This is a genomic window from Acinetobacter sp. CIP 102637 (assembly GCF_000368425.1).
Lineage (GTDB): Bacteria > Pseudomonadota > Gammaproteobacteria > Pseudomonadales > Moraxellaceae > Acinetobacter > Acinetobacter parvus.
Window position 1 is genome coordinate 831,584 of record NZ_KB849435.1, and the last position, 12,874, is coordinate 844,457.

Genomic DNA, 12,874 nt, shown 5'->3' on the forward strand with positions numbered 1-12,874 from the left:
AAAACAAGCATTTCCCATGCTTATTGGGGAGTAGATTATCACTTATAGACGTGGTCTAAAATCCTAGAACCACATCATTATGTTTGAATAGCACAACTTTAAAGTCATTCTAAATGTTGTGTTATTACAAGCATCCAGTCAACTGATGGCCACTGAAATCCGAGACTATCCTGAATGGCATCGTGGGCGTTCGGATTATGGGGTGTGGTATATTGAGATTTACCAACCTGAATTCATCAGCTATTTAGATGGTATCAGGGCACAATTTTCAGATTTACTGATCAAGTCTAACCAGCGCCAATATCATATCACACTGTTTGTTTGTGGTTTTCTAACTTCTCATCATCCCAATTTTGATGATGATTTTGAAATTAAGACCTTAAATCACCAAATTGAATTACTTCAACAACTACGGCTAGAACCTTTTGAGCTGGAAATGACCCAGATTGATAGCTTTAGTAGTGCATTATTCCTGCATATCCATGATCAGAACAACATCCTAGGCAAAATCCGTAAACAACTTGCACAAAGTTCAACAGAGATTGCAGCAGTTGATTATTGTCCACATATCACATTGGGGCTTTATGGTGATACTTGGGCCAGTGATTTGGTTCTGCAACGTATTCAAAAACTGCCACGAAAGAACATGAAAATTCAGGTGAACCAACTCACTTTCGGCTATTATAAAGCCCAGATTTTACAAGGATTACTTTATCCTTATCATCAAATTCAATTAGGTTAAATATGTTGCAACTGATTTTAGGTGGCGCACGTTCAGGTAAAAGCCGTCTGGCTGAACAAACAGCCAAAGAAAGCGGATTATCAGTTGTCTATATTGCAACGGCGCAGGCATTGGATGAAGAAATGCAGCAACGCATTCAACATCATCAGCAACAACGTCCAAGTCATTGGCAACTCTGTGAAGAACCCATTTTTCTGGCAGATCAATTACTGCAACTTGATCAGGAAAATCAACTCATTTTGGTGGATTGCCTGACCTTATGGCTGACCAATTTATTATTGGCTGAAGATACAGCATTACAGCAGCAACAAACCGAAAAATTAATGAAAGTATTGCCCCAATTGAAATCAGACATCATTTTAGTGAGTAATGAAACAGGGCTTGGTGTTGTGCCGATGGGTGAAATCAGCCGACGTTTTGTGGATGAGGCAGGGCGTTTACATCAGGCATTAGGCCAATTGGCGGATAAAGTGGTGTTTTGTGTGGCAGGATTTCCAATGATTTTAAAAGGTGAAAAATAATATGGCTGAACAAACTCATTGGTATTTAGCACCAGTTCAGCATCCTGATCTGGATGCAAAATTGCAGGCTGAGCAACGTCAATTACAACTGACCAAACCGACAGGCGCATTGGGTGATTTAGAACAGATTGCAATTACCTTGGCAAGTTTACAGGGTACAGTTTTTCCAAAAATCAATAAACCGTGGATTAGCATTTTTGCAGGCGATCATGGCGTGGTGGAAGAAAATATTTCTGCCTATCCGCAAGCCGTAACCCGCCAAATGCTGCAAAATTTTGCATCAGGTGGCGCAGCGATCAGTGTGATTGCCAAGCATCATCAGGCTCATTTACAGGTGATTGATTGTGGAACTGTTGGTGATGCTTATGAGTATGCAGGCGTTGAACGCCACTGTATTCGTGCAGGTACAGCAAACTTTGCCAAACAGGCTGCAATGACTGAACAAGAGTGTCAGGCTGCATTACAATTGGGTAAAAACAGCGTAGACCTAGCGAAATCGAAAGGGGCTGATATTTTTATTGCAGGTGAAATGGGGATTGGCAATACCTGTTCAGCTTCGGCACTTGCCTGTTTACTGCTAGATGAATCAGCGCAACAGCTTACAGGTGTGGGCACGGGGATTAATATTGAACAATTACAACACAAGATTCAAGTTATTGATCAGGCCATAAAGCTGCATCAAGCAGATGTTGAGAATAATCCTTTGAAAATTTTGGCAGCGGTCGGTGGACTGGAAATTGCCGCCATGACAGGAGCATATCTGCGTTGCGCACAAATGGGGTTGCCAATCGTTGTTGATGGTTTTATTAGCTCGGTTGCTGCCTTATGTGCGGTTCGTATTCAGCCACAGGCCAGAGAATGGATGTTATTTGGTCATCAATCGGCTGAATATGGTCATCAACGTATTTTAAAAGAACTGAATGCCCAAGCAATTTTAAACATGAACCTGCGTTTAGGTGAAGGTAGTGGTGCAGGCGCAGCATTATCCATGCTTCAACTTGCCTGTGCGTTGCATAATCAAATGGCAACCTTTGCAGAAGCGGTGGTTTCAGGTGATAAAGTTGGCTAAGTTACGGCTGGACTTGTTGCGTCATGGTGAGACAACTTTAGGTCATACCTTGCGTGGCTGGCTGGATGACGAACTGACAGAACAGGGCTGGTCACAAATGCAGGCGACCGTTCAACATCATCTTAATCAAAAGAATTGGGATGTAGTTGTTAGTTCACCCTTACAGCGTTGCCGATTATTTGCCGAAAAATTATCAAATGATTTACAGCGACCCTTATTTATAAATGAATATCTCAAGGAAATGTATTTCGGTGATTGGGAGGGCATTTCAACTCAAACCATCTATGAAACATTACCTGAGTTATTGGCAAATTTCTGGCAATTTCCAACCCAATATCATGCGCCAAACGGGGAATCTTTAGTCGAGTTTCATCAACGTGTCTTCAATGGTTTTCAGCAGATTGCCGAATATATGCGGCAACATCACTATCAGTCTGCATTGGTAGTCACACATGGCGGTGTGATTAAATTATTAAGTTGTTTGGCACAACAACAGGGCTTAGATGATCTGCTCAAAATGTCTGCTGAACCTGGGCAATTACATTCCTTTAGGTTGTCTCATCAACCAGCACAATTATCTTTTGAAAAGGTTGAGTAATGTTGCCATTTTTGATTGCCTTGCAATTTCTCACCATTGTTCCTGTGCAATTAAAGCAAATTCCCACGGCAAGGCAAAATGCACAATCCCTATTATTTTATCCTGTAATTGGTTTATTGATTGGGTTGATTTTATTTGGATTATCTGTTGCTCTGATCGAGTTACCCGCCATTCTGTTAGCCAGTATTGTCTTGGTCATCTGGATTTGGCTTACTGGTGGCCTACATTTGGATGGTCTTGCCGATACCGCAGATGCATGGGTAGGCGGTTTTGGAGATCGAGAACGTACCTTACAGATTATGAAAGACCCAGCATGTGGTCCAATTGGTGTGCTCAGCCTTATCATAGTGTGCTTGTTAAAATTTACAGCACTTTATGTGTTAATTGAACAGCATTTGAATGCATTTTTTATTCTGGTTCCTATGCTTGGACGTAATGTCGCCTTATTTTTGTTTTTAACCACAACCTATGTCAGAGATAAAGGTTTGGGACGTTCAATGACGGATTTTCTTCCCAAAGCTATTTCATGGATAGTATTTGTCATTACATTATCATTGCTTTATCTGTTCAAATGGTATGGCTTAGTCGTACTTATTAGCTTTTTACTGTTACTTTTTTATTTGCGTTCACTATTTATCAAAAGAATTGGTGGAATTACAGGCGATACCATTGGCGCAGGTATTGAATTAAGCGAAATGAATGTACTCATTGCATTTGTGGTTGCTTATTTTTATATTGCTTAAAATATAAAAAGACGGGTTGAAAGAATGCTTAAAAAATCTTGAAATGTTCACTATGATATCTATGATTTTTGTATTGCTTATTTAACATAATATACATTATGCGAAATAAAAACCAAATATTTTTCCATCTTAATTTTTAGGATAATTTGCATGATGCTCTGGATCATTTAGGTATCACTGTAAACGATCAGACTTTTTCGCTTCAATAACTTCAGCCCTTAGTTTGTAGAAATCTCTCTATAAAATTTTGGTGTAACACTTGTCCATTTTTTAAAAGCGCGTGAAAAATGTGAAATGTCTGCATAACCTAAACGTTCTGAAATTTCTTTAATTGATAACTGGTTTTCTCTTAAAAGATTTTCTGCTTACTGCCTGCAAAAATAATTCTTTGAAAAGATGTTTACTCATTCGTGAGCTGGCGCTGCAAGGTCCTTTCTGATGTATGTGGTTTTTACGCTACCTGTTTTGATGAATTGCAACATTTAAAATGTCTTGTTCTAGAAAACTTTGATGAAAAAATGCAACTATTAAATTAGACCTCTTGCGAAAGTCGTTATTGCAAGTTCATCCGGTTTACCAGTGCGGCAATTAAGTTAATGCGCAAACCGAATCTTTTCCGTCTATTTCGATAGCGTTCACTGAGTATTCTAAATCTTTTCAATTGACTATTAATGTGTTCGATCACAACTCGTATTTTTTCAATCATTTTATTGTACTTTTTCTCAACTTTAAATAATGGAAATTTTTTCTTTTTTTTGATTGGCATCAACAATTTAAAGCCATCTTGCTCTAATCCGTAATACCCTAAATCGGTCATAACATATTCACAATGTTTGAATTTCTTAACTGTTTTTCTTGCCAATTTAATATCATGCTGACTGCAAGAAGATATATCTACTCCTATGATTTGTTTGCTCTTCGGATGATAGATCACTTGGGCTTTTAGCGTATGTTTCTTCTTTTTACCACTGTAGAACTTACTCTGATTTTTTTTTGGGACGTTCTATTGAACATTCTGTAGCATCAATAATGACCCAGTTAAATTGTTCGTCTGCTGTTGTAATGCTTCGTTTTGGCAGGGTAAAACGCCTTGATTTCATTAATGCATCTTCAACCTTTTTAATGGTTCGATTCACATTACTTTCAGCGATATGGTAATTTGCAGCCAATTCCAATTGAGTGCTGTAATTCCGTAAGTAATTGAGTGTTAATAATAATTGATCCTCTATAGCTAAAGTATGAGGACGCCCAGATTTCTTTTTAAGTGATTCTGCTTCTTTTAAAACTTCGACCATTTCACTAAAAACTGGTCGAGGTACGCCAACCAAGCGCTTGAATTCAGAATCTGAAAAACGGTTTAATTTCTGATATTTCATGGAATCTATATTGAGGCAGTTTTTACTTTCGCAAGAGGTCTATTGATCAAAATATAAAAACCAGACAGCTATTTAGTATTAACTAAATAGCTGTCTTATGGATTTTAATTTTTATGCTGCAACTTATAGCACTCATCAAGAGCAAGCTCATAATAGGCCAATCCTTCTTTGGCAGCTAAAAAAGCCTTTCTCTGCAAAACTGGATCTTTGTCACACAGTCGCTTGATCAGTTCCATAGCCTCATAAGGATGTAGGTCATCATAATGTGCATGTGCTCTTAACCAGGCAAGTGATCGTTTATTAATATTGACTTCTGGATGTTGGGTGTAGGTTTGAATTCCCTTATACACCTGTATAGTCCAGTCCCCTGTTGCCCAATTATATTTCCACTTCAGATAATGTTATTTCTGAAGCACTATAATTTTGTTGTTGAATTTAATAATACTTAAAAAGTTTTAAAGATATATTTAAAATACTATTAAAGCCACACATATGATTCATTCTATGTGTGGCCTAATTATAAGCTTATATTAAATTAAGGTTCGATTGGCTGAAATGGTGAAATCACATCTGCGTTCTGTGCGCGATGGCGTAGGAAATGATCCATTAACACAATCGCCAGCATGGCTTCGGCAATTGGCGTGGCACGCACACCCACACATGGGTCATGACGACCTTTGGTTAACACATCCGTATTTTCCCGCTCAATTGTAATGGTTTTTCCTGGGGTGGTAATACTTGCAGTTGGTTTTAAGGCAATCGCAACACGAATGGTTTGACCACTTGAAATCCCCCCTAAAATGCCGCCAGCATGATTGGCGAGGAAACCATCTGTGGTCAGTTCATCACGGGTTTCGTGACCAAACTGCCCTGCAACAGCAAAGCCATCACCGATTTCGACACCTTTAACGGCATTAATGCTCATCATGGCATGGGCAATATCCGCATCCAGACGATCAAAAACAGGTTCACCCCAGCCCACTGGTACTTTTTCAGCAAGAATTTCCAGTTTTGCACCACAACTGGTTCCTTGTTCACGTAATGAGGTTACAAGCTGTTCAAAACGCGGCACTGCATCAACATCCCCACAGAAAAATGGGTTGTTCGGTACTTCCAACCAATCCAGCTTCTCAGCAACTTCATTACCAATTTGGGTGACATGGCCGCGAATATCAATACCAAATTTTTCAGCAAGATATTTCTTGGCAATTGCACCAGCGGCAACTCGCATTGCCGTTTCACGCGCACTTGAACGGCCACCACCACGATAGTCACGGAAGCCATATTTCTGTGTATAGGTATAATCAGCATGTCCAGGGCGGAATGTCTGCGCGATATTACCGTAGTCTTTAGATTTCTGATCTGTATTGCGAATCAACAGGCCAATCGGCGTACCTGTGGTTTTACCCTCAAAAACACCTGAAATAATTTCAACCTGATCAGGTTCTTTACGCTGGGTCGCAAACTTTGAGGTTCCTGGTTTACGGCGATCCAGGTCCTTTTGTAAATCATCTTCGCATAGTTCCAAACCTGGTGGTACACCGTCAACAATCGCCATTAATCCAACACCGTGCGACTCGCCACAGGTGGTTACCCGAAAAAGTTGACCAATACTATTGCCTGCCATTTTCAGCCCCTTAATTTTGAATAGATTGCTGGAATATATCTTTATAGCGGCGGCATTGTTCAGCAGTGAGTGCAAAAATACCTGTACCACCTTTCTGGAATGTCAGCCAATGGAAGTCCACTGTATTAAAGTTCTGACGCATTGCCCATTCAGAGTTGCCCACTTCAATCACAATCAGGCCATCCTCTGTAAGATAGTCAGCCGCCTGAGCCAGCATTTTACGAACAAGGTCCAAACCATCCTGACCCGCAGCCAAGGCTAACTCAGGTTCATGCAGGAATTCATCAGGTAAGTCCGCCATATCTTCTGCATCAACATAAGGAGGATTGCTCACGATAAGATCATATTGATTTTCAGTAGGAATTTTTGCAAATAGATCAGATTCAAGCAACGCAATTTGATATTGCTTGTTATGATGCTCCACATTGATTGAAGCGACTTCGAGAGCTTCTTTGGAAATATCGGTTGCATCCACTTCCGAGTCTGGGAAAGCATAAGCCAAGGCCACTGCAATACATCCCGAACCTGTACACATATCCAGAATACGTTGCGGCGTTTTTGCTGCTGGATTCTCAGGTAAATTATTCAAGGCTTCACGCATTTTCCCATTTTCATCCAGACAATATGGCGCAAAACGTTGTTCAATCGCCTCTGCAATTGGTGAACGTGGAATCAGTACACGCTCATCCACATAAAAAGGCTTATTAAAGAAATATGCAAGATTCAATAAATATGAGGTCGGAACACGTTCATTAATACGGCGTTCCAATAAACTTAAAAATTCAGCTTTTTCACTTGGTAAAAGTTTAGCATCTAGAATCTCTGCATCAGCAGACCATTCCAGTGACAATGTTTGCAAAACCAGAGCTGAACTTTCTGCAAAATAATCTTCTGTACCTTGCCCCAAATGTGCATCGTATTGGCGTAATGCGCTCACCCCAAAACGGATAAAATCCCGAATTGTTGATAAATGCTCAGACGCTTCTTGTAAATGTTCAGGGGGAATGGTTGGTCGATCCACGTAGGTCTCCACAGGCAAGGATTGCAAAACGGCTTATTCTATCGTGTTTTTCAACTATTTTTTAATGTTTCATCATTAATCCACTGAAAACAAAAAATAGATCAATTGGATTGATTAAATACTATTCAATATTTTGATTTAATGCTTTAATGTACACACTATGTGTACATACATTGGAGGCTATGATGAGCACATCAATTACATCTCGTGTATTTATGAATGGCAATAGTCAAGCCGTTCGTATTCCACAAGAATTTCGTTTAAATACCAAGCGGGTAGAAATTTTTTTGAATCAGAATGGAGATTTGGTCATTCATCCTATTGCAGATTTAAATGAAAATCGAGGTGAAGCATTATGGCAAGCCTTAAATGAATTTGATGATGACTTTGTTGAGGCTCTAGAAAAAAATCGTTTAGAGGATAACCAAGTACAAGAGCGTGATGCTTTATGAAATATATGCTGGATACCAATATTCTGATCTATTTCATGAAGAATAAACCCCTGAGTGTGATTGAACGAGTCAATCAACTCTCACAGGATGATGAATTGTGTATGTCATTTATCAGTTATGCGGAATTATTAAAAGGAGCCTACGGCAGTCAGCGAAAGACTGTTGTTTTAAAACAGCTTGAAAACCTGATTCTGCGAATCCCTGTCCTTTATAGTACTCAACAACAACTTTGTGAGTACTATGCTCATCATGCACTATTACTCAAACAAGCTGGAACACCGATTGGTAATAATGATTTATGGATTGCAAGTCATGCACTTGCCGAAAAATGTATTTTGGTGAGCAACAATTGTAAGGAATTTAATCGCATTACAGATTTAACACTGGAAAACTGGGCTGATCCAACATGAATCAGCCTTATGAAGTTTAACGAGATAAATATTTGGTCATATCTTCAATGCCTTTTAGTGTCATTGGATACATATGATTTTCAAAAATTTCTTTGATCCAGTTAATGGTCTGGGTGTAATGCCAGTAACCTTCCATTTCAGGATTTAACCAAGCGGTTTTGTCAAAATGCTGACGTAAACGTCTAAGCCATACTTCGCCCGACTCATCATTCATATATTCAACTGAACCACCTGCCGACTTGAGTTCGTATGGTGCCATACTGGCATCACCCACCACAATCACACGGTAATCACGTCCATAGGTATGGAATAGATCCCATGTATTCATGCGTGTTGAACTACGGCGATGGTTGTCTTTCCATACATAGTCATAAAGACAGTTATGGAAGTAGAAATATTCCAGCGTTTTGAATTCTGATTTTGCGGCGCTAAACAACTTCTCACATTCAGCGATATAAGCATCCATTGAACCGCCCACATCAAACAGCATCAGCACTTTAATGCGGTTACGGCGCTCAGGCACGAGTTGTACATCCAGAATACCCTGTTTGGCCGTTTCACGGATGGTACCATCGACATCGAGTTCTTCGGCTGCACCCTGACGGGCAAACTTACGTAAACGACGCAACGCAATTTGCATCTGGCGTGTTCCCAACACTTGATCGTCATCAAGATTCTGGTATTTGCGCTGTTCCCACACCTTTACCGCTGAACGTTTACGCCCTGGCCCACCTATTCGGACACCTTCTGGATGATCACCAAAAGCACCAAAAGGTGAAGTTCCACCTGTACCAATCATACGATTGCCACCCTGATGTTTTTTATGCTGTTCCCGCAAGCGTTCTTCCAGCATTTTCATCAGTTCTTCAAGCGAACCTGCTTTGAGTAGTTCTGCACGTTGTTCAGGAGTGAGATGTTTCTCCAATAGCTCAAGATCAAACCAGTCTTTTGGCAATTTGTGAACTTGTTTAAGTAATTCATCAAGATCAAAAGTTTCAATGCCATCAAAATAGTCTTTCATGGCACGGTCAAACTTGTCAAAGAAACGCTCATCCTTGACCAAAATGGTTTTAGCCAATTGATAGAATTCTTCCTGATCTGCAAAAACCAGACCTGATGCCACCGCCTGATTGAGATCAATCAGCTCACGAGTTGTTACAGGTACACCATATTTGCGCAAGGTGTAAAACAATCGTACAAACATTGGTAAACACTCTTAGCGGCGTGACATAAATGCTAAACGTTCAAGCAGTTGCACATCTTGTTCATTCTTGATTAACGCGCCATACAACGGCGGAATCGCTTTTGACTTATCGCGATTACGCAACACATCCTCAGGCATATCATCTGCCATGAGTAGACTTAACCAGTCGATCAATTCAGAGGTTGATGGGGGTTTCTTCAAGTTTGGAATTTCACGTAACTTAAAGAACACCTGTAGGGCTTCACTGACCAAAGTATTTGAGATATTCGGGAAATGAACCGCGATGATGTCACGCATGGTGGCTTCATCTGGGAACTCAATATAGTGGAAGAAACAACGGCGTAAAAACGCGTCTGGAAGTTCTTTCTCATTATTTGAGGTGATGATCACAATTGGACGTTGGGTCGCAGTGATGGTTTCACCTGTTTCATAGACATAGAACGACATTTTATCGAGTTCATGTAACAAGTCATTTGGAAACTCAATATCAGCCTTGTCAATTTCATCAATCAGCAATACACAACGTTCTTCGCTGGTAAAGGCTTCCCATAATTTACCTGGTTTAATATAGTTCTTGATGTCATAAACACGATCATCACCCAACTGACTGTCACGTAAACGTGAAACAGCGTCATATTCATACAGGCCTTGCTGGGCTTTGGTGGTTGACTTGATATGCCAGGTAATCAGCTTTAAACCTAGACTTTCAGCCACCTGTTCTGCAAGCAAGGTTTTACCTGTGCCTGGCTCACCTTTGACCAAAAGTGGTTTTTGCAAAGCACGCGCAGCTTTTACTGCCAGTTTAAGGCTTTCAGTTGCAATATATTGATCTGTACCAGTGAAGTGTTGAGTATCAGCAGACATTTAAACAACCTTATTTTTCTATCTTTACTTTAGTGTGAATATTTAAGCGGAACGTACAGTTTTATTTGCGGAATACTTTGACCAGCAAAATCCAACCAGTAGACCTACACCAATGACAAACAGGATTAATGACAGGTTTGACCAGATTAAAATATGCTCTTTGGTCAATATACCAAAAATCAGGCCAAAGACTGCTGGTGCTAATGCCGAATTAGGGCCCTCGGAAATCGTAGGCGTTGCCAGAATGGCAAATACAATAATCCATAGGATTCCACCGACTGGATTGGGTAAACGCGACATCAGGCGATACCAGCACCATAATGCAATGAGTGTTCCTGTCACATAAACAATGATCGCAACATTCTCTTCAGGGAATTGATCCAGCACTGACAGGATGTTGGACCAGATCGCTGTTAAAGTTTCAAGCACCGCGCAAACCCTCTGGTTCCACCGCATTTGGATTAATTAATCCCTCAGGCGGCATCTGGATAAAAAACCCCTTGCTGTGTAGTGAGTCCAAAACATGAAGAACGTTCACACGGGCAAGCTTGCGCTCACTGTGCAGCTCCAGATGCATGACAAAAGTCGCCTTGCCAAATGCTTGCAACACGGCTTCAGGAATACCATCAAACAGATTTTCTGGTTCCTTGTCATCAGGATAGTTTGGACGAGCAATATACATATACATTTCGTCTTTTTTGCTCGATCTATAAATATCGCAGTGCATGTTTACTCACAACTCTTATCAATCAAAAACAGCATACATGAAAAAAATAACAGGTACATCAAGGAATGTTAACGCAGCAGTCGTGTTTTGTTTACTGGGAAATCTTCATCTGTGTGCCCAAATATTCAATATCCTGCCGCAACAGTTCAATCAATGGTCTGGTTAAGATTTCATAACGCCAGCCCAATAAATAGTTGGGTAAATCCTGCTCATCCAGATGAAAAACCACATGCTCATAAATCGCGTTCAGCCATTTTTTTCGCAGCAAAACTTCTTTGGGAACGGCTGTTTCAAGAACCACACGCTCTATTAAAATCTCTATTTGTGGTGCCACTTCCTTAGAATTACTTTTTACAGGCCGAGCCATTCTTAATGGCCACTCATTTTCAGGGGGCAAAAACTTCAATAAATCTAAAATGGTTTTACCATGTTCACGCACAATATTCGGACGTATGCCTTTCACCTGAGCAAGCTGGAAATTATTACGTGGATTTTTCTCCACCAAATCAATCATGGTGGCATTTTTAAGGATAAAACTGCGTGGTTGATTGAGTGCCTTGGTGATTTGTTCGCGCCAGATGCTAAGTTGCTGTAACTGCATTAGCTCCCTGCGTGAATGGCGGTAATTACCAATATCGGTATAAAGCGCTGCAAGTGGCGTTTCCAGTGCAATTTCTTTGGTAAGATTCTGGCAATCCTCCAATACATATTGATAAAGACCTTTCAGCTTCAGGTCATTCTTCAATACATCAGCGAGTTTAGTTAAGTACAACACATCATTGGCTGCATAGCTCATTTGCTGCTGAGTAAGCGGTCGGGCCAGCCAGTCTGAACGTGTCTGGTCTTTCTCTATATCAATATTCAAACGAGTTTTTAAGGCATTCTGGTAGCTGACTTGTAGGCCATGTCCCAAAAAAGCCATTGCCACTTGAGTATCAAAGACATTGCCAAGTGGTTTCTGGTCTGCATAGTGATAGATCAGGTCAATATCTTCCCCACAGGCATGGAAAATGTTCTGTTGTGCATCAAATATTTTTTGCCAGAAGTGTGCCAAATCCAGTGCAGTCCCATCCAACAAGGAAACCTGGCCATTTAAATTGATTTGGCACACCCCAAGTTTTGGATATAAGGTATCAACCTTAATAAACTCAGTATCAAGTGCATAGATGGAACATTGTTCCATTTGAGTAAGGAGAACAGCTAAATCTTGTTGCTGCTGGATAAACTGAAACATATTTGCTCAAGTAAAATAATAAAGAACCATTAGCAATGGCACTGCCAAATTGCAGTCATTGCTCAAGCGAAATCAAATGCAAAAATAAATTTAATCAGTGTTCCACATGCAATACATGAAATTACTCCTTTTTCCCTATCATCAAAAAAACGAAAATCCTTTTCGCCTGTCCATAGTGCCACAAATTACAGCAAATATATCAACGATAATGTTAGACAAAATGTAAAACTTAATTATTTGTTTAAATTAACAGCATAAATTTAAAATAGATAAAATAATAATGGAT

The 12,874-nt window shown here is 40.1% G+C and carries 15 protein-coding genes and 2 pseudogenes; 7 read left to right on the forward strand and 10 right to left on the reverse strand.

The features are described 5' to 3' along the window. Positions 1–118: 118 nt before the first annotated feature. Genes F967_RS06915 through F967_RS06935 form a run of 5 tightly spaced genes read left to right on the forward strand, consistent with a single transcriptional unit; the run spans position 119 to position 3,673 of the window. Complete coding sequence (locus tag F967_RS06915; protein ID WP_010589527.1) at positions 119–742, forward strand: 2'-5' RNA ligase family protein; 624 nt, start codon at positions 119–121, stop codon at positions 740–742. A gap of 2 nt (positions 743–744) precedes the next feature. Then, a complete protein-coding gene (gene cobU / locus F967_RS06920; RefSeq protein ID WP_004683800.1) occupies positions 745–1,263 on the forward strand; it encodes a bifunctional adenosylcobinamide kinase/adenosylcobinamide-phosphate guanylyltransferase in 519 nt (172 codons plus the stop codon). A 1-nt stretch (position 1,264) separates the two neighbouring features. After that, positions 1,265–2,332: a nicotinate-nucleotide--dimethylbenzimidazole phosphoribosyltransferase gene (gene cobT / locus F967_RS06925; RefSeq protein WP_004683802.1), complete on the forward strand. Its 1,068-nt coding sequence runs from the start codon at positions 1,265–1,267 to the stop codon at positions 2,330–2,332. After that, positions 2,325–2,930, forward strand: coding sequence for a histidine phosphatase family protein (locus F967_RS06930; protein WP_004799056.1), 606 nt, complete (start codon positions 2,325–2,327; stop codon positions 2,928–2,930). The genes cobT and F967_RS06930 overlap by 8 nt, the downstream gene beginning before the upstream one ends. Then, the gene (locus F967_RS06935; RefSeq protein ID WP_004799057.1) at positions 2,930–3,673 is read left to right on the forward strand and encodes an adenosylcobinamide-GDP ribazoletransferase; all 744 of its coding nucleotides are present in this window, start codon (positions 2,930–2,932) and stop codon (positions 3,671–3,673) included. Before F967_RS06930 ends, F967_RS06935 begins: the two co-directional genes overlap by 1 nt. Positions 3,674–3,891: 218 nt before the next feature. On the opposite strand, the pseudogene F967_RS13725 reads toward F967_RS06935, so the two are convergent. From F967_RS13725 to prmB, 5 genes and pseudogenes are all read right to left on the reverse strand, one after another. Then, positions 3,892–4,124, reverse strand: a pseudogene (locus F967_RS13725) (helix-turn-helix transcriptional regulator); the annotation flags it as partial. Between the two features lie 102 nt (positions 4,125–4,226). Further along, positions 4,227–5,049, reverse strand: a protein-coding gene (locus F967_RS13730; RefSeq protein ID WP_155756405.1) for an IS5 family transposase whose coding sequence is annotated in 2 segments (ribosomal slippage) — positions 4,227–4,670 and positions 4,672–5,049 — 822 coding nt in all. Because the reading frame shifts where the segments join, the coding sequence is not laid out codon by codon here. 104 nt (positions 5,050–5,153) lie between these two features. Beyond that, positions 5,154–5,426: pseudogene (locus tag F967_RS06950) on the reverse strand (iron-containing redox enzyme family protein); the annotation flags it as partial. Between the two features lie 158 nt (positions 5,427–5,584). After that, complete coding sequence (gene aroC / locus F967_RS06955; RefSeq protein WP_004799059.1) at positions 5,585–6,676, reverse strand: chorismate synthase; 1,092 nt, start codon at positions 6,674–6,676, stop codon at positions 5,585–5,587. 10 nt (positions 6,677–6,686) lie between these two features. Further along, on the reverse strand, positions 6,687–7,697 hold the full coding sequence (prmB, locus tag F967_RS06960) for a 50S ribosomal protein L3 N(5)-glutamine methyltransferase (RefSeq protein WP_004799060.1): 1,011 nt from the start codon (positions 7,695–7,697) through the stop codon (positions 6,687–6,689). Positions 7,698–7,882: 185 nt separating this feature from the next. Here prmB and F967_RS06965 point away from each other — a divergent pair, with 185 nt between their 5' ends. Both F967_RS06965 and F967_RS06970 read left to right on the forward strand, forming a co-directional pair. Continuing rightward, positions 7,883–8,149, forward strand: coding sequence for an antitoxin (locus F967_RS06965; protein WP_004681968.1), 267 nt, complete (start codon positions 7,883–7,885; stop codon positions 8,147–8,149). Continuing rightward, complete coding sequence (locus F967_RS06970) at positions 8,146–8,559, forward strand: type II toxin-antitoxin system VapC family toxin (protein ID WP_004681970.1); 414 nt, start codon at positions 8,146–8,148, stop codon at positions 8,557–8,559. The genes F967_RS06965 and F967_RS06970 overlap by 4 nt, the downstream gene beginning before the upstream one ends. 16 nt (positions 8,560–8,575) lie before the next feature. Here the strand turns inward: F967_RS06970 and F967_RS06975 are convergent, their stop codons facing one another. The 5 genes from F967_RS06975 to F967_RS06995 form a co-directional block, all read right to left on the reverse strand. Then, positions 8,576–9,763, reverse strand: coding sequence for a vWA domain-containing protein (locus tag F967_RS06975; RefSeq protein WP_004681972.1), 1,188 nt, complete (start codon positions 9,761–9,763; stop codon positions 8,576–8,578). Positions 9,764–9,775: 12 nt separating this feature from the next. Continuing rightward, positions 9,776–10,627: an AAA family ATPase gene (locus F967_RS06980; protein ID WP_004799062.1), complete on the reverse strand. Its 852-nt coding sequence runs from the start codon at positions 10,625–10,627 to the stop codon at positions 9,776–9,778. Positions 10,628–10,669: 42 nt separating this feature from the next. Then, positions 10,670–11,056 carry a hypothetical protein gene (locus F967_RS06985; protein WP_004677448.1) on the reverse strand — a complete coding sequence of 129 codons (387 nt, stop codon included), beginning with the start codon at positions 11,054–11,056 and terminating at the stop codon, positions 10,670–10,672. Next, the gene (locus F967_RS06990; RefSeq protein ID WP_004799065.1) at positions 11,049–11,354 is read right to left on the reverse strand and encodes a YcgL domain-containing protein; all 306 of its coding nucleotides are present in this window, start codon (positions 11,352–11,354) and stop codon (positions 11,049–11,051) included. Before F967_RS06990 ends, F967_RS06985 begins: the two co-directional genes overlap by 8 nt. A gap of 91 nt (positions 11,355–11,445) precedes the next feature. Then, positions 11,446–12,588 (reverse strand): ribonuclease D, encoded by a 1,143-nt coding sequence (locus tag F967_RS06995; protein ID WP_004799067.1) that lies wholly within the window; start codon positions 12,586–12,588, stop codon positions 11,446–11,448. Positions 12,589–12,874: the final 286 nt, after the last annotated feature.